The sequence below is a fragment of the Streptomyces sp. NPDC046716 genome (assembly GCF_040645755.1).
In the GTDB taxonomy this organism is placed as follows: Bacteria; Actinomycetota; Actinomycetes; order Streptomycetales; family Streptomycetaceae; genus Streptomyces.
On record NZ_JBEYYU010000001.1, the window covers coordinates 160,388 to 179,936 of the forward strand.

Genomic DNA, 19,549 nt, shown 5'->3' on the forward strand with positions numbered 1-19,549 from the left:
TCAGCTCGCGGACTTCACCAGGGTGTACATCACCGACCGCTGCTTCTTGTGGCGTCGGATGCGGCTCTTGGCGACCAGCGACTCGAGGGTGTTGCGCACCACCTGCGGCGTCGGATTCCGGTCCGGGTACTTCGCCAGCAGTTCCTCGCGCAGATCCGAGGCCGGCTGCGGGGTGTCGTGACCGGCGAGCAGGTCGACCAGCAGATCGCCGAGCAGTGGCTGGCGCGACTTCCCCTTCGCGTCACCCTTGCCCTTCGCGTCACTCTTCGCCTTCGTGGACGCCGTGGCCTTCTTGGCCGCGGGAGCCTTCCGGGCCGGCGTCTTCGTGGCCGCCGGAGTCCTGGTGACCGCGGCGGCCTTCTTGGCCGACGGCGCGTCCTGCGCGCCGAGTTCGTCCTGCACCTGTTCCGGCAGGCGCGAGGCGTCGGCGAAACCCTCGTACCGCTCCGCCAGGTTCAGGATGTCCACCAGCAGCGCTTCCTGCTGCTTCAGGACCGCGAGCTGGTCCGCGAGTTCCTGCTGACGCCGGCGGTTGTCCGTCAGATCCGACGCGGCCTGTTCTGCGTACCGCGACCGGAGCGTGGCGGCTGATCGGCTGCTCACAACCGTTCACTCCCTCCATATGGATGTCGCTGCGCATGCTACCCATGTGAAGAGTGCCGTGCAGATGCGTGTGGATACCCGGTGGCCCATCGGCATGTTCGAAGGGCATGTTCACTCTTCACGAAAAGTAGCCGAGGCGCTGGTGCGCGCGGGACGCGGACGCTCATCCCGCAGAGCCACGGGCACCGGACACATGTATTCGACAACCAGGAGGGACACCGGCGTACGGAACCATCCTGGGTCTTCTTGATGTGCGGCGGCGATGGCTACGCCTCACCCGGTCATGTCCCGTTCCGAACTGCTCGGCACCCTCATGCCGAGGACATCGTCCAGGAGGCCATGATCAGGGCCTGGCGGCACACCGACCGCCTGGCCGGAACGGAGGGATCCGTCCGCGGCTGGCTTTTCAGTGTGACCCGGCGCCTGGTCATCGACTGGGTGCGCAAGCCGCACACCCGGCGCGAGATGATCACGGACGGCCACCACGAGCCCGTGTCGACGACGGACGGCATCGAAGCGGTCCAGCACGCCCTCGTGGTCCGGCCGCTGCTGAGCCGGCTGTCCCTCGAACACCGGGCCGTCCTGGTCCACATCTATCTGTGCGACCGCACGATCAAGGAGACCGCCGGAATCCTCGGGGTGCCGTCCGGCACCGTGAAGAGCCGCCACCACCACGCCCTGCGCAAACTCCGCGCCGTAGCCCGGACCGAAGCTGTCCGACCCCCTCTGGTGTGACCGGTCCCGGCAGTCACATGACGGTAGCCGGGACACACCTGGCGCGGCGAGTGTGACGCCGTGCCATCCCGTCCCGGCATCGCCCGGGCCACGCACCTCCTTCTTTCCCGACGCCCCTGAGAAAGGCCGAACCCTCATGAGTACGCAGATCCCGACGCCGCCCGCGCACACGCCGACCGGTGAACGTTCCTCCCTGCTGAAGCTGTACCTGGCCCGCGGAGCCCTGGCCGTGGTGTGGGCGCTCGTCTTCGCCGGGGCCCACGAGAGCGTCGACGCCGTGGCGATCACACTGCTCGTCGTCTACCCGCTGATCGACGCGGTGTCCTCATGGATCGACCACCGGGCCCTGCCCGACGGCTCGGAGCGCCGGGTGACGGCGTTCAACGGAGTCCTGAGCGCCCTGGCCGCCGTCGCGGTGGGGATCGCGGGGGCCGGCGGTGTCGCGCCCGTGCTGCACGTGTTCGGCGCCTGGGCCGTTCTCTCCGGCGCGGCCCAGGTGGCCGTGGGAATCCGGCGCCGCGGCCCCGAACTGGGCAAGCAGTGGCCCATGCTGATCGCGGGCGGCCTGTCGTTCCTCGTCGGTGTGTTCTACAACTTCCAGGCCGCGGGCGACGATCCGTCCCTCGACGTGCTGTCCGTCTACGCCACGGGCGGCGGGGTCTTCTTCATCGCCCAGGCGGGACTGCTGGGCTGGAAGACCCGCCAACTGCGCACCGGCACGGTCTGACGGCCGTCGCGCGGAAGACCGATCGAGGGGCATGCGCTGTGCGCATGCCCCTCGGTGTGTGCCCTAGGCACGCGTGGTCGGCCATGCGTCGAGGACGAGCGCGGCGATGTTCCACGCGTCGTCCTCCCCGCGATGATGGCGACCCTCGAGCGGCAGTCCGGCCATCCGCAGGGCGTCGGCCATGCCGGGCTGCCGGTGCAGCCCGTGGGCCGCGGCGAACACGGCCTTGGCGTTGGTGTGGGTGCGCTCCGTGGGAAAGCCGAACGGGTAGGGCACTGCGTCGGCCCGGCTCTGCCGGGCGAACTGCCGGCGGTCGTACTCGCCCCAGCTCGCCCAGGGCCGCTCTCCGGCCGCGTACTCCTCCACGAGGATCCGGCACGCCTCGGCAAAGGAGACGCCCCGGTCCACCTCGGCCTGCGTCAGGCCTGTCAGTTCGGTGCAGAAGGCGCTCACCGTGGAGCGGGCGGGGCGGACCAGGAGACGATGCCGGGACGCACGGCGCCCTGCCGACAGGTCGACGACGGTGAGACCGATCTCGATGATCTCGTGCACCTCGCCGGGCGGCGGCTGCCGGTCCCAGCAGGTGGCTTCCACGTCGATGACGTTCAGCAGGGCGGATTCGTGGCGCATGGGGCCGAGGGTAGGGACGCCCACCCGGTCACCGCACCTCAATTCGGCGGTGACGGCCGTCGGCCGAGTCAGTTGTCGCTGTTGAAGACGGTCAGCACCTGCAGCACCTCCAGGTAGATCCACACGAGCGTCATGGTGAGGCCGAAGGCGGCGAACCACGCCTCGTCCCGGGGTGCGCCGAAGGCCACGGCGTCCTCGACCTGCCGGAAGTCCAGCGCGAGGAAGCACGCGCCGAGCAGGATCCCCGCGACTCCGAAGACGACGCCCAGGCCGCCGCTGTGGAAGCCCAGACCGTTCCCCGCGCCGAAGGCCGAGAACAGTGAGTCGGCGAGCAGCAGCAGGACGAATCCGGTGGCGGCGGAGACGACGATCCCGGTGAACCGGCGCGTCACCCGGATCCAGCGCATGCGGTAGGCGATGAGCATCCCCGCGGCCACGGCGAAGGTGCCGAGGACGGCCTGGACGACCACACCCGGCGCGATGTAGGTCGAGGTCACGCTGGACAGCACACCCAGGAACACCCCCTCGAACGCCGCGTATCCCAGGATCAGAGCCGGTGAAGGTGTGCGCCGAAGTGTCTGGATCATCGACAGGACGAAGGCGATGAGGGCGGCACCGACGGCGATCGCGTACGAGCGTCCGACGGCGGCCTCGTCGACGGGCAGCAGCAGCCACGACAGCACCGCGCCGAGCACGACGGTCCCCAGGGTCGTGCCGGTGCGCACCACCACGTCGTCCACCGTCATCGCCGAGGTGGCGGTGTCCTTGTCGGCGAGGGCGACGCCCGTGCCGGCGTAGGGGTTGGTCGAACGGTCGGCCACGGGCTCGACCGAGTCCGGTCCGCGGTCACGGCCGGCGCCCCAGCGGGTGAAGACCGGGTTGCTGCTCTTCATGGGATTCCTCCTGGATCGCCGAGTGCGCGGCGTACGGACAAAGCGTCAATCTCTGTTCGTCACCACTTTGACAGGTGACGACAGTGAGGGCAAGAGGCGTACATGTGAGGGGGAAGGTTCTTTCCCCGGCAGAAACCTGTCTCTTTTCGAGGGCGTCCGCAGTCGCGATCGTAGAAACGTGTTCAGGACGGACACCGGATTCCAAGGAGAGTGCCCCATGGCCAGATCCAGCGTCACCTTCGACAGCGCCGGCATCGAGATCGCCGCCCACCTCTACACGCCCGAGCGGGCCGGATCCGGTCCGTGGCCCGCTCTGGTGGTCGGGCACCCCGGCACCGGAGTGAAGGAACAGACGTCCGGTACCTACGCGCAACTGATGGCCGAGCGCGGCTTCGTGACCCTCGCCTTCGACGCGGCCCACCAGGGCGAGTCGGGCGGACTCCCGCGCGGCCTCGAGGACCCCGCGCAGCGCGTGGAGGACTTCAAGGCCGCCGTCTCCCACCTCGCCACCCGCGACGAGGTCGACGCCGAGCGGATCGGTCTGCTCGGCATCTGCGCCTCCGGCGGCTACTCGCTGGCCGCCGCCGGCGGCGACCACCGCGTCCGCGCCGTGGCCACGGTCTCCACCGCCGACCCGTCCCGCCAGTTCCGCCTCGGCGCCGACGGCGGCCAGGACCCGGCCGTCTTCCGGTCCCTGCTGGACGCGGCCGGACAGGCGCGGACCGCCGCCGCCCGGGGCACGGACCCGGGTGTGATGACGATGTTCCCCGAGACGGCGGAGCAGGCCCGCGAGCTCGGCGGCGAACACGGCGTCGAGGGGTTCGAGTACTACTGCACCGCGCGCGGCGCGCACGAGCGGTCCGCCAAGTTCCTGGCCTGGGAGAGCATCGACAAACTGGCCTTCTACGACGCCTTCTTCGCCGTCCCGCTGATCGGGCCGCGCCCGATGCTCCAGATCGTCGGGGGGCGTGCCGTCACCGCATGGATGGCGGTCGAGGCGCACCAGCGGGCCACCGGGGGCGCGGAGTTGTACCGGATCGAGGGCGCCAGCCACGTCGATCTGTACGACAAGAAGGAGTACATCGACGAGGCCGTCGACAAGCTCGCCGACTACTTCGCCACGCATCTGGGCGCCACCGGATGATCCCCTGCGGGGGCGGCCCGACGGGTCGGGCCGCCCCCGGGGGCCGCGGGCCCCTCGGGTGGCGTCAGGCCCTGTTCTCGGCCTGGAACATCCAGCTCTGCTTCTCCAGCGCGGCGGTCAGTCCGATGAGCAGGTCCTGGGTCACGGCGTCCGCGGGACCGGTCAGCTCGACATGGGTGCGGGCCCGCGCGATGACGGCGGCGAACGTCCGGACCAGCGCGTCGACGGCGTCGACGTCCTTCGTCCAGCCGGCCGGGAAGGCGGGCGCGCCGCTGGTGGCCGCGACCGTGGCGGCCCGGCCGTCCGGGCTGACCCCCAGCGCGGCGGCCCGCTCCGCCACCGCGTCAGCGAAGTCGCGGGCGGTGACGACCACTTCGTCGAGTTGCAGATGGATGGAGCGGAAGCGCGGCCCGTACAGGTTCCAGTGCGCCTGCTTGGCCACCAGGGACAGATCGAGAAGGTCGACCAGCGTCGCCTGGAGGGCCTCGCCCGCGATCGCGCGTTCCTTGTCCGGCAGGGGGCTGTTGATGACCGTCATGAGTGTGCGGGTCCTTTCCGCGGTAGTGGCTCGGACGTGGCAGTCGCCCCAGTGTCGTGACTCCTCGGCGCCCCGGGATCAGTCGATCGACTGACGTTCCCGAACTGGACAAGAGGCCAGTGGACTCTTATGGTGGAACACGTAAAGGTCCACCGGCCTTTTATTTGGCGCAGCAGTGAAACGAGGCAGCATCATGAGCAAGACCTGGCTGATCACCGGCAGTTCCCGCGGACTCGGCCGCACCCTCGCCGAGACGGCCCTGGCCGCCGGACACCAGGTGGCCGCCACCGCCCGGCGCACCGAGACCCTCACCGATCTCGCGGACGAGTACGGCGACCGGGTCCGGCTCATCACCCTGGACGTGACCGACCCGGCCGCCGCGCGCCGTGCCGTCGAGGCCACCGTCGAGTCGTTCGGGCGGCTGGACGTGGTGGTGAACAACGCGGGCTATGCCGACATGGCCGCCATCGAGGACACGTCCGAGCAGGCCTTCCGCGACCAGATCGACGCCAACCTCTTCGGCGTCGTCAACGTGACGAGGGCGGCGCTGCCCGTCCTGCGCGAGCAGGGGTCCGGGCACATCATCCAGATCTCCTCCGTCGGCGGACGGGTGGGTGTGCCCGGCCTCGGCGCGTATCAGACGGCCAAGTGGGCCGTGGGAGGCTTCTCGGAGGTCCTCGCCAAGGAGGTCGCGCCGCTCGGCATCAAGGTGACCGTCGCCGAGCCGGGCGGCATGCGCACCGACTGGGCGGGCTCCTCCATGGCCACCCCGCCGATCAGCGAGCCCTACCGTGCCGTCGTCGGAGCCTCCGTCGAGGGCATCCGCAGCCAGGACGGCAAGCAGCCCGGCGACCCGGCCCGCATCGCGCGGGTGCTGCTGGACGTCGCCGAGGCCGAGCGGCCGCCGCTGCGACTGCTCCTCGGCAAGGACGCCGCGGCCGTCGCCGCCCACGCGGCCACGGAGCGCGCCGCCTCGGACGCCGAGTGGCGCGCGGTGAGCGAGTCCGTCTGATCCGTGTCACCCGACGCGGCGTAGGGTTGCCGCAGGCGGCGCCGGGTGCGGGTCGCGACGAGGGACCCCGAGGAAGCGACGATGACAGACGACCGGCCGACGGAATTCCGGCGTGCGCGCAGCGCCGAGCAGCGCGAGGTCCGCAAGCGGACCATCCTCGAAGCCGCCGCCGAGCTCCTTGCCGAGCTGCCCGTGCGCGACATCAGTCTGCGGGAGCTGAGCCGGCGGGTCGGGCTGTCGAAGACGAACGTGGTGCGCTATTTCGAGACCAGGGAAGCGGTCTTCTTCGAACTGCTCAACCGCGAACTGGCACGGTGGATCGAGGAGTTGCCCGCGGAGCTGGCACCGTCCGGCGCCGACGCGGCCGCGTCGCCCCGGGCCCTGACGGGCACGCTGGCCCGCTCCCTGACGGGCCGGACCCTGCTGTGCGAACTGTTCGCGGCGCTCGGTTCCGAGCTGGAGCGGAACATCTCCGCCGAGTCGGCACGCGACTTCAAGCGCGTCCACACCCGGCTCCTGGGGGACCTGGCGGAACTGCTGCGCGGTCACCTGCCCGCCCTGTCCCCGGCCGCCGCCCGGGAACTGGTGTCCCTGACCGTCGTGTACACCGCGGGCCTGTGGCCCTTCGCGCACCCCTCACCGGCGGTCGTCGAGGCGCAGCAGGACCCCGAACTCGCCGACACCAAGGTCGACTTCGCCGACCGGCTCGGCCGCGCTCTGCACCTCTCCACGACGGGACTGCTCACTCTGGAGTGACGTCCAGGGCATCCAGGGCATCCCGCAGCGCCATCCGCGACGCGATCCCGAGCTTCGGATAGATCTGGTAGAGGTGCGCGCCGACCGTGCGGTGCGAGATGAACAGCCGCCCGCCGATCTGCTTGTTCGTCAGGCCGGTGGCGGCGAGCTCCGCGATCTGCCGCTCCTGCGCGGTGAGCGCGGCACCGGGCCCGTCGTCCGCACGCACCGCGAACCCGCCCGCCGCCCGCAGCTCCTTGCGGGCCCGCTCGGCCCACGCGACGGACCCCAACCGCTCGAAGGTCTTGAGCGCGGCGGACAGCGGGGCCTTGGAGTCGGACAGCGCGCGGGAGCGGCGCAGCCGTTCCCCCTGCGCCAGCCGCACCCGAGCCACGGCGAACGGCCACCGCTCCGCCTCGGGTGTGGCCAGGGCCCGCGCGAACAGCCGGGCCGACTCGGCGTCGTCCTCCGCGACCAGCGCCCGTGCGCCGTCCGCCAGCAACGCGAGGCGCGGCGAGAGACCGGCGATGTTCGTCCCGCGCAGCGCCTCCGTGTGCGCAGCCGCCGCCGCGCGCCGGTCCGTGCGCACGGCCGCCTCCACCAGGTCGAAGAAGACCCAGGCCGCATGTGCGACGTACGCGGGGAGACTCCCGGCCGGGCTGATCGCGGTCACCCGCCCGAACGCCGCGTCGAAGTCGCCGTCCGCCATGTCCGCGAGCGCGTGCACGTGCAGCGCGCAGTGCACCGCCTCCCTGATGCCCCGGGGCGCCGCCCAGTTCGTCATCGCGTCGGCGAGCGCGTGCGCGGTCGCGGTGTCCCCGCGGGAGGCGGTGACCAGGCCCTTCGTGTACTGGAAGAACCAGGTGCAGACGGTGTACCCGGACGTCGAGCAGGCTTCGAGACCCTCATCGGACAGCTTCACCACCCCCGCCCAGTCGCCCCGGTGGTAGTCGTCCAGGCCCAGGTGGAGCAGGGCGCCGATGTGCCGCCGTACCGCACCGCCCTCGCGGCCCTGCCGGACCAGCCGCCAGGCCGCCTCGCGCACCGCAGGCAGCCGGTCCGGATACAGGGCGGCCGTCCCCACGCGCACGACGCGCGCCGGATCGGTCTCCTCCCGCATGCCCGCGATGATGTCGTCGAGCGCGCGCAGCGTCTCCGCGTCGGCGTGCGCGGGATCGCCCCAGGTGCGGGCGGCGACCAGCAGCAGCGGCGGGGGAGCGGGACGCAGCCGGGCGACCGCCGCGTAGTACGGCGCCCACAACTCCGCGTCGGCGCCGTAGTTGCACAGCAGCAGAAGGGTGTGGAGCGCGTCGACGAGCGCCGGGTCCTCGGCGTCGTAGCCGTGGTCGCCCTGCTCGATGGCGCCGACCAGGAGGCGGTGCGCGGTCGCCAGATCGCCGTCGCCGTTCAGGACGAGCTGGACCGCGGCCGTCGCGGACCGCAGCGAACCGCTGTGCCCGGGGTCCGCGCGCCGGGCGTCCTCCAGCAGCGCCGAGGCACTGTGCAGCGCGCCGATCGCCTCGGCGCCCACATACGCCGCCTCGGACAGCCGGCGGGCCCGGTCGGCGTCCAGCGGGCTGAGGTCGGCGGCCCGCGTGAGCGCCGCGATCGCCGCCACCGCGTCTCCCCGGTCCAGGACGCGCCGCGCGGAACGCTCCAGGAGCAGGGCCACCTCCTCGTCCGGGAGGAGGGTGGCCTCGCCCAGGTGCCAGGCGCGCTGCTCCGGTTTACCGGCCAGCACCCGGGCCAGCGCGCGATGCGCCGCGCGCCGCCCGCTGCTGGTGGCGACCTCGACGACGGCCGACATGATGAGCGGGTGCCGGAACACCAGCCGGCGGGGCGAGGAGGAGATCCGGACCAGCCCGTCCCGCTCGGCCGGGTCCAGGTCCCGCAGGTCCGCGTGGCCCCGGCCCTCCCGCGCGGCGGCCGAGAGCACGCCGAGGTCGCCCGTGCCGTCGAGGGTGGCGAGCAGGAGCAGTGTGCGGGTCGCTTCGGGCAGTTCCCGGACGCGGGAGACGAACAGCGACTGCAGGCGCTCGCCCAGGGGCAGGACGGCGGGCAGCACCTCCTGGGCCCGGCGCTGCTCCGCGCGCAGCGCGCCGGGCAGTTCGAGCAGGGCGAGGGGGTTGCCCTGCGCGGCCTCCAGGAGCCGCAGGCGGACCGGATGGGCCAGGTCGGGGAAGCGCTGATCGACGAGGCGCGCCGCGGATTCCGCGTCCAGGGCGGGCAGTTCGTGCGCGGGCAGGCCGCCGCCGTCGAAGAAGCTCGCGACGCCCGTGCGGGAGGCGGCCAGGAACCGGATGCGGTCGCCGGTCAGCCGCCGGGCGACGAAGCCGAGGACGGCGGCGCTCGCCCGGTCCACCCAGGGCAGGTCGTCCACGACCAGCAGCACGGGCCCGTCCTCCGCGGCCGCCCGCAGCAGGGCCAGCACACCCGCGCAGACGACCAGGCGCTCCGGAGCGGGCCCCGCACCGAAACCGAGAGCCACCCGCACCGCGTCCCCGCCGGGCACGCCGAGCCGGTCGAGGAGTCCCTGGAGCGGCAGGAGGAGCTGGTTCAGTGCCGCGTAGCTGATGTCGGCCTCGAACTCGGCCCCCGCCGCCCGCAGCACCCGGGTGCCGTCCTGCGCGGCGGCCGCGGCGACGGCGTCCAGCAGGGCCGACTTGCCGACCCCCGGCTGCCCGGACAGCAGCAGCGCACCGCCCGGCCCTCCGCCGAACAGACCGGAGACGAGATCGAGATCCCGTTCGCGTCCCACCAGCGGAACACCGGGCCCGCCGGGGTCGCCGGAGCCGGTGGGCGGCGACACATGTCCCGCCCCTGATGTGGCGCTGCGTGCCATCGGTGTCCCTGTCCCCATCCTCGTACCGGGACATTGTAGAAGCGCGCCGCCGCTACGCGTCAGGAGGCTTGGGCAGGGCTTCCCGCGGGCGGTCGAGGAACTCCGTCAACCGGTCGTTCACCTGCGCGAGCGTCCGACGGGCCCTGTCGGCGACCTCGACGGCGTGATGGGCGCGTCCGGTCCGAGCGACGGCGGCGTGATGCCGGCGCGACGCAGTCGATCGACGGATGTGTGTGTCCTGCACGGGCCCCGAGACTGGGCCGGTGTCCGCCCCCCGTGCCCGGCTCGTGCCGGACGGGACGAGGAACCCCTCGGGCCGGTCACCGCCCCCGCCCTCACCCACGTAAGGACGCGACACCCCATGACCACCACCCCGGGCGCCGACGTACGGCCCCAGGCCCACCCCGGCGACGGGCCCCGGCCCGCGCCGATGACCCACGCGCAGATCATGCGCGCCCTGTCGGGACTGCTGCTCGGCCTGTTCGCCGCGATCCTGTCCTCGACCGTCGTCACCAACGCCCTGCCCAGGATCATCGGCGACCTCGGTGGCGGCCAGAGCGCCTACACCTGGGTCGTCACCTCCTCCCTGCTCGCGGTGACGGCGTCCACCCCGCTGTGGGGCAAACTCGCCGACCAGTTCAGCAAGAAGGTGCTCGTCCAGTCGGCGCTGGTCGTCTACTCCGCCGGCTCCCTCGTCGCGGGCCTCGCGCCGAACACCGCCACGCTGATCACCGCCCGTGTGATCCAGGGCCTCGGCGGCGGCGGACTGTCCGCGCTCGCGCAGGTCGTCCTGGCGGCGATGATCTCCCCGAGGGAGCGCGGCCGTTACTCCGGCTACCTCGGGGCGACGTTCGCCGTGGCCACCGTCGGCGGCCCGCTGCTCGGGGGCGTCATCACCGACACCAGCTGGCTCGGCTGGCGCTGGTGCCTGTTCGTCGGGATCCCCTTCGCGCTCGTCGCTCTGGTGGTGCTGCAACGGACGCTGAACCTCCCGGTCACCGGACGCGCGGCCGAGGTCGACTGGGCGGGCGCCTTCTTCGTCAGCGCGGCCGTCTGCCTGTTGCTGGTCTGGGTCACCTTCGCCGGGGACAAGTACGCGTGGCTGTCCTGGCAGACCTGCGCGTCCGTCGCGGGCGCCCTCCTGCTGACCCTCGTCTTCCTCCTCGTCGAGACCAGGGCGGCCGAACCGATCATCCCGCTGCGGCTGTTCCGCAACCGCACCATCGCGCTCGCCTCGCTCTCCTCCCTGTTCGTCGGCGTCGCGCTGTTCGCCGGCACCGTCTTCTTCAGCCAGTTCTTCCAGCTGGCGCGGGGCGACTCGCCGACGCGGTCGGGTCTCATGACGATCCCGTTCATCGCGGGGCTGTTCGTCTCCTCGACCGTCTCCGGCCGCGTCATCACCCGCACCGGCCGGTGGAAGGGCTGGCTGCTCTCGGGCGGCATCCTGCTGACGGCGGGCCTGGCACTGCTCGGCATGCTCCGCCACGACACGTCGTACGTGTTCATCGCCCTGTGCATGACCCTGATGGGGCTCGGTGTCGGCATGACCCTGCAGAACCTCGTGCTGTGCACCCAGAACCAGGTGTCGGCCGACGACCTCGGTGCCGTCTCCTCGACGGTGACCTTCTTCCACTCCCTGGGCGGCGCGGTCGGCGTCTCGGTGCTCGGCGCGATCCTATCGACGCGGATCGGCCACTACGCGCGCGACACCCTCGGCCAACTCGCCCCCGCGGACCGCCTCACGGCCGCCCGGGCCTCCGGCGACGGCTCGCTCCCCGACCTCGCCCATCTGCCCGCCCCGGTCCGCACCTGGCTGGAGAGCGCCTACGGACACGGCATCGGCGACATCTTCCTCTACGCCGCCCCGATCGCCCTGATCGCCTTCCTGGTGACCCTGTTCATCAAGGAGGTCCCGCTGAGCGACCGGAGCGGCCTGGCCCGCGCGACGACACGGCGGCCCGACACACCCCCGGAGCCCGACGGCACGTCCTGAGCACGGTCCGGCCCCGACGCGCGGAGCTGCGGGTTTCCCTTGCGTGAGCGATACACAAAACCGTAGGGATTCCCCTATGGCCGCGCCGTCGGACCGCCCGGCATGCTGACACCATGTGCATCAACATCGTCGTCGTCGACGACGACCCCGGATTCCGCCGCGTCGCCACGATGCTGCTGACGGCGCGGGGCCTGCGCGTCGTGGCGGAGTCCCCGGACGGCGCCTCGGCCCTGGCCGCGGTGCGGGCGCACCGGCCCGACGGTCTGCTGCTCGACCTCCACCTGCCCGACGTCGACGGGCTGAGCGTGGCCCGGCAGCTGACCCGGGAGGACCGTCCGCCGCGGATCGTGCTGACCTCCACCGACAAGTCGCTCTGGTCGCCGGAGGAACTCCGCGGGGCCGGCATCGAATCCTTCGTCCCCAAGGACAAGCTGGTCGACGCCGACCTGCGGGGGCTGTTCGCCCCCACCGCGTCCTGAGGCCCCGGGACCTCGGGGGCCGCTACTGACCGAGGTAGCGCAGCACCGCCAGCACCCGGCGGTGCTGCCCGGACGCCGTCTGGCTGAGCCCCAGCTTCATGAAGATTCCCGTCACATGCCGCTCCACGGCGGCGACACTCACGAACAGCAGCGCGGCTATCCCGGTGTTGGAGTGCCCCTCGGCCATGTGCGCCAGGACCTCCCGTTCCTTCGGCGTCAGGGCCGCCAGCGGATCCTCGGGACGCTTGCGGCCCAGCAGCGCGGCGATGACGTCCGGATCGAGCGCCGAGTCCCGGGCCACGACGCGCTCGACGGCGTCGGTGAGCAGCTGGGGATGCGCCACCTTCTCCTTGAGCAGGTATCCCACGCCGCTGGGATCGTCCCCGACGAGATCGAGCGCGTAGGAGGCGTCGAGGAACTGCGACAGCACGATCACGGCGGTCCCGGGACGCGCCGCGCGGATCTCGCGCACGGCGTCCAGCCCGTCCGCCTCCAGCGCCGGCGGCATCCGGATGTCGGTGATCACGACGTCGGGGCGGTGCTCGTCGGCGGCACGGACGAGATCCACCGCGTTGTCGACTGCGGCGACCACGTCGATGCCCGCGGACCGCAGAATCGTCGCGATGCCCTCGCGCACGATCGGCTGGTCCTCCCCGAGCACTGCCCGCAATGGTGGGTTCATGGCGGGATCCTAGCGCGAGGTGTGCCGCGCACATGTGGCAGGCCCGTGCCGTCCCGCGACGTGGGGTGTGCCCTACACATGTGCCGAGGACGGCCCGACACCGACCGAGGGACCGCACGACAGCCCCGGCCGCGGCCGCTGCCCAGACTGGCAGATGCCCCCGCCCCTTCGAAACGCCCCTGACGAGGAGACGACCATGGACACACACCCGACCCACCTCACCGTGGAGCTCACACACTGGGTGACCTCCGCCCTGGCGCTGCGCCGGTCCGCCGAGTTCTCGTACGACACGGGCGACCCGCTGGCCGTCACCCTGATCGTGGAGGCCGACGGCAACCGGCTCGTGCGCTGGGTCTTCGCCCGCGACCTGCTCACCGAGGGCCTGGCCGCCCGGGCGGGGGAGGGCGATGTCGCGCTCTGGCCGGTGGACGGCCCCGACGGCGAGCGGTCCGCCTACTGCCTGCGGCTCGGCAGCACCCGCACCGCGCTCTTCGAGATCCCCGCCGCACCGGTGGTCCGCTGGCTCGCCGGGACCTACGCCCTGGTGGCCCGCGGCGCCGAACTCGACGGAGTGGACTGGGACGTACTCGTCCAGCCGGCCGAATGACCCCACGCCCTTTGGGCACCCAGCTTTCCCACACCCTTCGAAAGGCAGACGATGCACACCTCCCCGCGCCCCCTCCACGTCGACTGGCAGTGGCAGGAGCAGGCCGCCTGTCGCGGTATGAGCAGTTCGGTCTTCTTCTCCCCGGCGGGCGAGCGCGGTCGTGCCCGCCGCGACCGCGAGGAGCGGGCCCGCCGCATCTGTGCCGGCTGCGCGGTCGCCGACCGGTGCGCGGCGACCGCCCTCGCGCACCAGGAGTCCTACGGCGTCTGGGGCGGCCTGTCGGGCAAGGACCGCCGCAGGCTCGGCACGGACCCGGCCCGGAGGTCGACCGAGCACGACGCGCCCTCGCGGTGACGACCCGTCAGGAGACGGATCAGGCGGGAATCGGTATCTGGATCAGGAGGGTGGTGCCGCCCCCGGCAGGGGAGTCGATGGTCACCTTGCCGTCGAAGGCCGCCACCCGGTCCGCGAGGCCGGTCATCCCGCTCCCGGCGGACGCCTTGCCCACTCCGCCGATCCCGTCGTCGGCGATCCTGATCCGCAGCATGTCGCCGAAGTCGACGGTGACGTCGATCCGGGAGGCCCGCGCGTGCTTGACCGCGTTGGTCACGGCCTCGGCCACGACGAAGTAGGCGTTCGACTCGACGGTGGGGGAGATCCTTCGCTCGTTCGCGCTCTCGACGACCGTGGGCACCGGGCACCGGACCGCGAGGTCCTGCACCGCGGCCACCAGACCCTTCACCGTGAGGACGAGCGGATAGATACCGGAGGCGAGTTCCCGGAGTTCGTTGACGGCCGTCTGCGCGTTGTCGATCGACTGGTCCAGCAGATCGAGCGCCCCCTGCTGCGCGCCGGGGAGCATCTCCCGCGCGAGCCGCAGCCCGATCATGAGGCTGACCAGCCGCTGCTGAGCTCCGTCGTGCAGATCGCGGGCTGTCCGCCGGTGCACGGCCTCGGTGCTCTCCATGATGCGCCGGCGGCTGTCCTGGAGGGAGGCCGCCATGGTGTTGAACGACGTACCGAGCGCACCGATCTCGGCGACCGCGCTGGGCGGCACCCGCACACTCAGATCGCCGCCCGCCAGTTCCTGCGCCGCGGCCGCCGCGCCGCGTACCGGCCGCACCACCGCCCGGTGCTGGAGCACGGTGAAGACGGCCACGAGCGCCGTCGACGCCGCGAGGCCGAGTGCCGCGGCGAGCACCGCCTGACGGCTGTTGGTGCCGGCCGCGTCCGTGCGCCGCGCGAGCTGGGCGCGTTCGTCCTCCATGTAGGTGTCGAACCGGGCGCGCAGGGCGTCGACGCGTCGCTTGCCCTCGGCGGTCCGCTCCAGCCCTGCCGCGGCCGGGTCGCCGCGGCGCACCATCGCCACCAGCGGCTCCGAGTACGCGTGGAGGAACGACTCGACGTCCCGCGCGATCCGCTCGGCCGCCCGCAGTTGTGCCGGGGAGGTGGCGCTCGCGGTGAACCGGCGGGAGGCCGACGGCAGTCGTTCGCGCGCCGCCGGCCACGGCTGGAGGAAGTCCTCCCGCGCGGTGATCACGAAACCGCGCTGTCCCGTCTCCAGGTCGAGCAGCAGTTGCTCCATGGTCCCGGCCTCCACGAGCGCCGTACGGGACGCACGACGGTCCGACACCGAGCTGTTCGCGTCGGAGATCGCCCACAGCAGCACGGCGAACGCGACGCCGATCAGCGACGCCAGCAGAACGCTCGCCGCGACCGTCAGGCTGGTGAGCCCCAGCGACCGGTTCCGGCGGCACGGCACTACGTTCATGCGGGCCTGCCCACGGAACCGAGGTGTGCGTCCGCGCAGGGTGTGCACTCCTCGTAGGCGTCCCGTGCCCGCTCGAACTGCTCGACCCGTCCTTCGAGGAGCGTGACGAGCTCCACGGCCGGGACCGCGACCGTGCGGCCGAGAGCGGTCAAGGCGTAGGTGACCCGGGGCGGGGTGCTGTCGTCCACGTGCCGGAGCACCAGGCCGTCCCTGCGCAGCAGTTGCAGCGTGTGCGACAGCATCTTCTCGCTGATGCCCTCGATGTGCCGGCGCAGCACGCCGAACCTGGACTCGCCCTGATGGAGGGCGGCCAGCACGAGGATCCCCCAACGGCCCGTCACATCGAGGAGTACGCGGCGGGAGGGACAGCCCTTCGAGAAGACACTGGCCTCGGACGTGTCCCCGGTGATGTTCATGAGGAGACACTATCCAGGCAAGAACGTGTTTCGGCAACCAGTCACATGTCCGGGCCCGGGTGTGAACCTTTCGGCCGGGCCGGCACGTGGAGGGAGTGCTGGAGCATGGTTGGTGATCGTGGAGTGGAAGGCGGGTTCCGACATGGCCGAGGGGCCGACGAAATCGTTCGAGGTGCGGTGGGACGACACGGACCTGAACGGGCATCTGCGCAACACGCGGTACCTGGAGTACGCGGCCACCGCCCGGCTCGCCCTCCTCGTCGACGCGGGCTGGCCGCCGCGGGCACTCGTCAAGGCGGGGGTCGCAGCCGTCTCCCTCGGTGAGGAGGTGCGCTACCTGCGCGAGGTGTTCCCGCTCGACACCGTGACCGTCACGACCCGTCTCGTCGGGCTGAGCGCGGACCGTGGGCGCTGGCGGTTCGAGCACACCTTCACGCGGGAGGACGGCGAGGAGGCCGCGGTGGTCCGCACCCTCGGCGCCTGGATCGACCTGCGTGCCCGCAGGATCACCGAGCCTCCCGCCGGGCTCCGGCTCACCCTGGAGGAGGCGCGCGCGGACGACTGCGAGCTGATCACGTCCAGGCGCTGAACGCCGGGAGCGGCGGCAGGCCGGTGTGCGGTGGTCAGTCGGAGTGGGCCCGTGGTCCGAGCAGATCCGCGGCCGTCACGTCCCAGTCGACGTCGGCGAGTTCCTGCCCTGCGGGCACGAGTTCGTACGTGTGCGCCAGCCAGGCCGCCAGCGGGGGCAGGGGCAGCTCGAAGAGGGCGGCCATGTCCCCGGACGCCAGCTGCATCCGGACCGTCGCCCCGCTCTGCGGGGCCGCGGGCCAGACCCGTACGTCTCCCAGGCCGCTCATCGAGGACAGCCCCTCCTGGAGCAGGTCCCGCCCGATCCGCCACCGCACCCGCGGACCGGCCTCGGCGACGAACTCCACCGAGACGACGAGCGGCGCCGCCGGATCGAACAGGAAATCGGCCGTGATGGCCTGCCGGGCACGGACGCCCAGAACGCGTTCGATGTCCAGGATCAGCCGGGGACGGCGGTCCGGGACTCCGCCGCCGGACGGGACGCCGGGTTCGTGGCCGCTCATGACGTGGGGTCCTTCCCTGGGGCTGACGGTGACGCGCCCCACTCTCGTCGTCCGCGGCCCGCTCTCCATAAGTAAGTTGACCGTGAAACGCGACGTTCCGCGCCGCCCCGTGCCGTGAGCCGTTCGACTGCCGGTACCCCTGATGCGTCTTCCGGCGCCCGGACCACCGATACTGCTCCAGGTGCGGTGTGCGAGCGCGTGGCCGCCGCCCAGGCGACAGAACCACGTGGAAGGGCATGAAGCGGTGACAACCGTCACGTACCAGGGTGAACTCGGATCCAATTCGGCGACCGTCGCGAGCGCCCTGTTTCCCGGGGACCCCCAACTGCCGTGCACGAGTTTCGAGCAGGCGCTGGACGCCGTGACGCTGGGCACGGCCGATGTCGCCGTGATCCCGGTCGACAACTCCGCGGCGGGGCGCGTCGCGGACGTGCACCATCTGCTGCCCGAGTCGGGGCTGTTCATCGTCGCCGAGTACTTCCTCGCCATCCGCTTCGACCTCATGGGTGTCCCCGGCGCGACGCCGGACCGGGTGGAGTGCGTCCGCAGTCATGTGCACGCCCTCGGCCAGTGCCGCAAGCTGCTGCGCGAGGGCGGCTGGCGCACCCTCGTCTGCGACGACACTGCGGGAGCCGCGCGTGAGGTCGCCGAACTGGGCGACCCGCGGCACGCGGCCCTCGCCCCGCCCGCCGCGGCCGCGCTGCACGGCCTGGACGTGCTGCGCGCGGGTGTGGAGGACGACCCGGACAACACCACGCGGTTCGTGGTCCTCTCCCGCGAGGCCGCCCCGGCGCCTGCCCTCGGGGAGCCGACGATGACGAGCCTGTTCTTCTGCGTGCGCAACATCCCGAGCGCGCTGTACAAGGCGCTCGGCGGATTCGCCAGCAGCGGCGTGAACCTCACCAAGATCGAGAGCTACCAGATGGGAGCGGGCCGCAGCGCGAGCCGCTTCTACGTCGAGATCGAGGGCCACCCCGACGACGAGCGGGTCGCCCTGGCCCTGCACGAGCTGCGCTTCTTCTCCAGCGAGGTCCGTGTCCTGGGCGTCTTCGCCGCCCACCCGCACCGCTACCGGAGCGCCTGACCGGTACGGCCCGCTGCGCCGAACGGGCACACATGTGCCCATCGGCCGCAAACACACCTGCCGGCCCGGAACATGTTCCGGGCGCCCTCTAAGGTGTGCGTATGACTCTTCACCGCAAGGGCCTCGTCCTCGACTTCGGCGGTGTGCTGACGACCCCTCTGCTGCCTGCCGCGCTCGCCTTCGAGCGGCGCGCGGGACTGGCCGAGGGGACGCTGCTCACCGGTCTCTACCTGAACCCCGAGGGGATCCGCCGCACCGAGGAACTGGAGCGCGGCACCATCGGGCAGCCGGAGTGGAACGAGGCGGCCGGACGGCTCCTCGGCCTCGACCCGGACAACCTGATGGGGCGCATCTTCGCCGACCTGCGTCCCGAGCACACGCTGATCGCGGCGGCCGCCGCCGCGCGCCGCGCGGGAGTGAAGGTCGGCATCCTCTCGAACTCCGTGGGCCTCACGCCGTGGAACCTCTACGACGGATACGACATCGACGAGCGCTACGACGCCGTGGTGCTGTCCGAACTCCACGGCACCCGCAAGCCCGAGCCGAAGATGTTCGAGCTCGTCCTGGACCGGCTCGGTCTGCCGGCCGAGGAGTGCGTGTTCGTCGACGACACGGCGCAGTACCTGCCCCCGGCGGCCGAACTCGGCTTCGCCACGGTGCACGCGGAGGACCCCGCACGGACGGTCGCCGCGCTGGAGGACGCGCTCGGCATCGCGTTGTCCGCCGACGAGCCGAGCGGCCGCCCCTGAAGCACTCCCGCCCCCGCTGAACCCGGAGGTCGGCCCCTGCGGGCACACGTCCCATCGTGTGCCGGCAGGGGCCGTCGGCGTGTTCAGGGCGCGGTGCCGAGCCCCTTCAGCAAGGTGTCGACGACTACGTCCGCCGCCTGGCCGGGGCTCAGGTCGGGCAGCTGCCGGGCGACCAGGTGCATCAACTGGGGCAGCAGCGCACTCGCCCAGCCGTGCGGCAGACCGGGCCGCAACAGCCCCTCGGCGGTGGCGCGTTCGAGAAAGACGTCCACCTCGTGGACCGACGCGTCTCGGCGCTTGCGCAGGCCGTCGTCGGCGAGCATCCGGGTGAGGTCCACGGGCCAGTCGCGGTTCACGCCGATGATGTTCTCGACGTAGCGGTGCAGGGCGACGGCGACGGGTGCCTCGCGGAGCCGGGCGTCCTCGACGGCGTGCTCGATCGCCGTGAGCCGCGCCTCGTGGACGGCGGCGAGAAGGTCCTCGCGGGAGGCGAAGCGCCGGTAGACGGTGCGCCGGTCCACACCTGCCTCGGTGGCGATGCTCGCGATGCTGGCGGCGGGGTCGGCCGCGAGCATGCGGGCCGCGGTCGTCAGGACGGTTTCCAGATTGCGTGCTGCGTCGGCTCTCACGGCCCTGAGTCTAACCGTCGAATGTGGAGCCTCGCACATCTAGAGCCACTGTGAGGTGGACCTCCTTTCCATAAATGCTACATTGAAGTGACAGTTAAGTAGTGCAGTGACATCACTTCAGATCAGAGAGGCACCTTCGATGCCGACGTCACAGCAATCCCCGTCATCCCGCAGAGGCGGGGTGGCCGC

The 19,549-nt window shown here is 71.9% G+C and carries 22 protein-coding genes; 12 read left to right on the forward strand and 10 right to left on the reverse strand.

From position 1 onward, the window contains the following. Entirely contained in the window at positions 1 to 603 is a 603-nt protein-coding gene (locus tag ABZ930_RS00705; RefSeq protein ID WP_361539188.1) for a hypothetical protein, read from the reverse strand. Positions 604 to 852: 249 nt separating this feature from the next. On the opposite strand from ABZ930_RS00705, the gene ABZ930_RS00710 reads away from it, so the two are divergent. Next, entirely contained in the window at positions 853 to 1,338 is a 486-nt protein-coding gene (locus ABZ930_RS00710; protein WP_361539191.1) for a sigma-70 family RNA polymerase sigma factor, read from the forward strand. A 136-nt stretch (positions 1,339 to 1,474) separates the two neighbouring features. Then, positions 1,475 to 2,065, forward strand: a complete 591-nt coding sequence (locus ABZ930_RS00715) for a DUF308 domain-containing protein (RefSeq protein ID WP_361539194.1) — start codon at positions 1,475 to 1,477, stop codon at positions 2,063 to 2,065. A 63-nt stretch (positions 2,066 to 2,128) separates the two neighbouring features. Here ABZ930_RS00715 and ABZ930_RS00720 read toward each other — a convergent pair whose 3' ends face one another. After that, positions 2,129 to 2,695 carry a 3'-5' exonuclease gene (locus ABZ930_RS00720; protein WP_361539197.1) on the reverse strand — a complete coding sequence of 189 codons (567 nt, stop codon included), beginning with the start codon at positions 2,693 to 2,695 and terminating at the stop codon, positions 2,129 to 2,131. Between the two features lie 68 nt (positions 2,696 to 2,763). Next, a complete protein-coding gene (locus ABZ930_RS00725; RefSeq protein WP_361539200.1) occupies positions 2,764 to 3,588 on the reverse strand; it encodes a Bax inhibitor-1/YccA family protein in 825 nt (274 codons plus the stop codon). A 217-nt stretch (positions 3,589 to 3,805) separates the two neighbouring features. Here ABZ930_RS00725 and ABZ930_RS00730 point away from each other — a divergent pair, with 217 nt between their 5' ends. Next, complete coding sequence (locus ABZ930_RS00730) at positions 3,806 to 4,732, forward strand: alpha/beta hydrolase (RefSeq protein ID WP_361539203.1); 927 nt, start codon at positions 3,806 to 3,808, stop codon at positions 4,730 to 4,732. A 64-nt stretch (positions 4,733 to 4,796) separates the two neighbouring features. On the opposite strand, the gene ABZ930_RS00735 is transcribed toward ABZ930_RS00730, so the two are convergent. Continuing rightward, the gene (locus tag ABZ930_RS00735) at positions 4,797 to 5,270 is read right to left on the reverse strand and encodes a DNA starvation/stationary phase protection protein (RefSeq protein WP_361539206.1); all 474 of its coding nucleotides are present in this window, start codon (positions 5,268 to 5,270) and stop codon (positions 4,797 to 4,799) included. A gap of 193 nt (positions 5,271 to 5,463) precedes the next feature. Between ABZ930_RS00735 and ABZ930_RS00740 the strand changes: the two genes are divergently transcribed. Next, the gene (locus tag ABZ930_RS00740; RefSeq protein WP_361539209.1) at positions 5,464 to 6,282 is read left to right on the forward strand and encodes an oxidoreductase; all 819 of its coding nucleotides are present in this window, start codon (positions 5,464 to 5,466) and stop codon (positions 6,280 to 6,282) included. 81 nt (positions 6,283 to 6,363) lie between these two features. Next, positions 6,364 to 7,038, forward strand: a complete 675-nt coding sequence (locus ABZ930_RS00745) for a TetR family transcriptional regulator (protein ID WP_361539212.1) — start codon at positions 6,364 to 6,366, stop codon at positions 7,036 to 7,038. On the opposite strand, the gene ABZ930_RS00750 is transcribed toward ABZ930_RS00745, so the two are convergent. Further along, the gene (locus ABZ930_RS00750; RefSeq protein WP_361539215.1) at positions 7,025 to 9,859 is read right to left on the reverse strand and encodes an AAA family ATPase; all 2,835 of its coding nucleotides are present in this window, start codon (positions 9,857 to 9,859) and stop codon (positions 7,025 to 7,027) included. The two genes, ABZ930_RS00745 and ABZ930_RS00750, sit on opposite strands and share 14 nt — an antisense overlap. Positions 9,860 to 10,289: 430 nt before the next feature. Here ABZ930_RS00750 and ABZ930_RS00755 point away from each other — a divergent pair, with 430 nt between their 5' ends. Beyond that, a complete protein-coding gene (locus ABZ930_RS00755) occupies positions 10,290 to 11,852 on the forward strand; it encodes an MFS transporter (protein WP_361539629.1) in 1,563 nt (520 codons plus the stop codon). 113 nt (positions 11,853 to 11,965) lie between these two features. After that, complete coding sequence (locus ABZ930_RS00760) at positions 11,966 to 12,331, forward strand: response regulator transcription factor (RefSeq protein WP_361539218.1); 366 nt, start codon at positions 11,966 to 11,968, stop codon at positions 12,329 to 12,331. A gap of 22 nt (positions 12,332 to 12,353) precedes the next feature. Here the strand turns inward: ABZ930_RS00760 and ABZ930_RS00765 are convergent, their stop codons facing one another. Further along, a complete protein-coding gene (locus tag ABZ930_RS00765; protein WP_361539221.1) occupies positions 12,354 to 13,013 on the reverse strand; it encodes a response regulator transcription factor in 660 nt (219 codons plus the stop codon). A gap of 196 nt (positions 13,014 to 13,209) precedes the next feature. Between ABZ930_RS00765 and ABZ930_RS00770 the strand changes: the two genes are divergently transcribed. Beyond that, the gene (locus ABZ930_RS00770) at positions 13,210 to 13,620 is read left to right on the forward strand and encodes an SsgA family sporulation/cell division regulator (protein ID WP_361539224.1); all 411 of its coding nucleotides are present in this window, start codon (positions 13,210 to 13,212) and stop codon (positions 13,618 to 13,620) included. A 51-nt stretch (positions 13,621 to 13,671) separates the two neighbouring features. Then, complete coding sequence (locus ABZ930_RS00775) at positions 13,672 to 13,974, forward strand: WhiB family transcriptional regulator (RefSeq protein ID WP_361539227.1); 303 nt, start codon at positions 13,672 to 13,674, stop codon at positions 13,972 to 13,974. A gap of 19 nt (positions 13,975 to 13,993) precedes the next feature. Here the strand turns inward: ABZ930_RS00775 and ABZ930_RS00780 are convergent, their stop codons facing one another. After that, complete coding sequence (locus ABZ930_RS00780; RefSeq protein ID WP_361539230.1) at positions 13,994 to 15,391, reverse strand: CHASE3 domain-containing protein; 1,398 nt, start codon at positions 15,389 to 15,391, stop codon at positions 13,994 to 13,996. Then, the gene (locus ABZ930_RS00785) at positions 15,388 to 15,807 is read right to left on the reverse strand and encodes a helix-turn-helix domain-containing protein (RefSeq protein ID WP_361539233.1); all 420 of its coding nucleotides are present in this window, start codon (positions 15,805 to 15,807) and stop codon (positions 15,388 to 15,390) included. The genes ABZ930_RS00780 and ABZ930_RS00785 overlap by 4 nt, the downstream gene beginning before the upstream one ends. 112 nt (positions 15,808 to 15,919) lie before the next feature. Here ABZ930_RS00785 and ABZ930_RS00790 point away from each other — a divergent pair, with 112 nt between their 5' ends. Continuing rightward, entirely contained in the window at positions 15,920 to 16,396 is a 477-nt protein-coding gene (locus tag ABZ930_RS00790) for a thioesterase family protein (protein ID WP_361539632.1), read from the forward strand. 34 nt (positions 16,397 to 16,430) lie between these two features. Here ABZ930_RS00790 and ABZ930_RS00795 read toward each other — a convergent pair whose 3' ends face one another. Further along, entirely contained in the window at positions 16,431 to 16,898 is a 468-nt protein-coding gene (locus ABZ930_RS00795) for an SsgA family sporulation/cell division regulator (RefSeq protein ID WP_361539236.1), read from the reverse strand. 244 nt (positions 16,899 to 17,142) lie between these two features. On the opposite strand from ABZ930_RS00795, the gene ABZ930_RS00800 reads away from it, so the two are divergent. Then, positions 17,143 to 17,982: a prephenate dehydratase gene (locus ABZ930_RS00800; protein WP_361539239.1), complete on the forward strand. Its 840-nt coding sequence runs from the start codon at positions 17,143 to 17,145 to the stop codon at positions 17,980 to 17,982. A 101-nt stretch (positions 17,983 to 18,083) separates the two neighbouring features. After that, on the forward strand, positions 18,084 to 18,731 hold the full coding sequence (locus ABZ930_RS00805) for an HAD-IA family hydrolase (protein ID WP_361539242.1): 648 nt from the start codon (positions 18,084 to 18,086) through the stop codon (positions 18,729 to 18,731). A gap of 83 nt (positions 18,732 to 18,814) precedes the next feature. Here the strand turns inward: ABZ930_RS00805 and ABZ930_RS00810 are convergent, their stop codons facing one another. Beyond that, the gene (locus ABZ930_RS00810; RefSeq protein WP_361539635.1) at positions 18,815 to 19,306 is read right to left on the reverse strand and encodes a TetR/AcrR family transcriptional regulator; all 492 of its coding nucleotides are present in this window, start codon (positions 19,304 to 19,306) and stop codon (positions 18,815 to 18,817) included. Positions 19,307 to 19,549 lie beyond the last annotated feature (243 nt).

Excerpts from the sequence above, each read along its gene's own strand:
- ABZ930_RS00710 (WP_361539191.1), top strand. The coding sequence starts at position 853 with ATGTGCGGCGGCGATGGCTACGCCTCACCCGGTCATGTCCCGTTCCGA.
- ABZ930_RS00715 (WP_361539194.1), top strand. The coding sequence starts at position 1,475 with ATGAGTACGCAGATCCCGACGCCGCCCGCGCACACGCCGACCGGTGAA.
- ABZ930_RS00720 (WP_361539197.1), bottom strand. The coding sequence starts at position 2,695 with ATGCGCCACGAATCCGCCCTGCTGAACGTCATCGACGTGGAAGCCACC.
- ABZ930_RS00725 (WP_361539200.1), bottom strand. The coding sequence starts at position 3,588 with ATGAAGAGCAGCAACCCGGTCTTCACCCGCTGGGGCGCCGGCCGTGAC.
- ABZ930_RS00730 (WP_361539203.1), top strand. The coding sequence starts at position 3,806 with ATGGCCAGATCCAGCGTCACCTTCGACAGCGCCGGCATCGAGATCGCC.
- ABZ930_RS00735 (WP_361539206.1), bottom strand. The coding sequence starts at position 5,270 with ATGACGGTCATCAACAGCCCCCTGCCGGACAAGGAACGCGCGATCGCG.
- ABZ930_RS00740 (WP_361539209.1), top strand. The coding sequence starts at position 5,464 with ATGAGCAAGACCTGGCTGATCACCGGCAGTTCCCGCGGACTCGGCCGC.
- ABZ930_RS00745 (WP_361539212.1), top strand. The coding sequence starts at position 6,364 with ATGACAGACGACCGGCCGACGGAATTCCGGCGTGCGCGCAGCGCCGAG.
- ABZ930_RS00750 (WP_361539215.1), bottom strand. The coding sequence starts at position 9,859 with ATGGCACGCAGCGCCACATCAGGGGCGGGACATGTGTCGCCGCCCACC.
- ABZ930_RS00755 (WP_361539629.1), top strand. The coding sequence starts at position 10,290 with ATGACCCACGCGCAGATCATGCGCGCCCTGTCGGGACTGCTGCTCGGC.
- ABZ930_RS00760 (WP_361539218.1), top strand. The coding sequence starts at position 11,966 with ATGTGCATCAACATCGTCGTCGTCGACGACGACCCCGGATTCCGCCGC.
- ABZ930_RS00765 (WP_361539221.1), bottom strand. The coding sequence starts at position 13,013 with ATGAACCCACCATTGCGGGCAGTGCTCGGGGAGGACCAGCCGATCGTG.
- ABZ930_RS00770 (WP_361539224.1), top strand. The coding sequence starts at position 13,210 with ATGGACACACACCCGACCCACCTCACCGTGGAGCTCACACACTGGGTG.
- ABZ930_RS00775 (WP_361539227.1), top strand. The coding sequence starts at position 13,672 with ATGCACACCTCCCCGCGCCCCCTCCACGTCGACTGGCAGTGGCAGGAG.
- ABZ930_RS00780 (WP_361539230.1), bottom strand. The coding sequence starts at position 15,391 with ATGAACGTAGTGCCGTGCCGCCGGAACCGGTCGCTGGGGCTCACCAGC.
- ABZ930_RS00785 (WP_361539233.1), bottom strand. The coding sequence starts at position 15,807 with ATGAACATCACCGGGGACACGTCCGAGGCCAGTGTCTTCTCGAAGGGC.
- ABZ930_RS00795 (WP_361539236.1), bottom strand. The coding sequence starts at position 16,898 with ATGAGCGGCCACGAACCCGGCGTCCCGTCCGGCGGCGGAGTCCCGGAC.
- ABZ930_RS00805 (WP_361539242.1), top strand. The coding sequence starts at position 18,084 with ATGACTCTTCACCGCAAGGGCCTCGTCCTCGACTTCGGCGGTGTGCTG.
- ABZ930_RS00810 (WP_361539635.1), bottom strand. The coding sequence starts at position 19,306 with ATGCTCGCGGCCGACCCCGCCGCCAGCATCGCGAGCATCGCCACCGAG.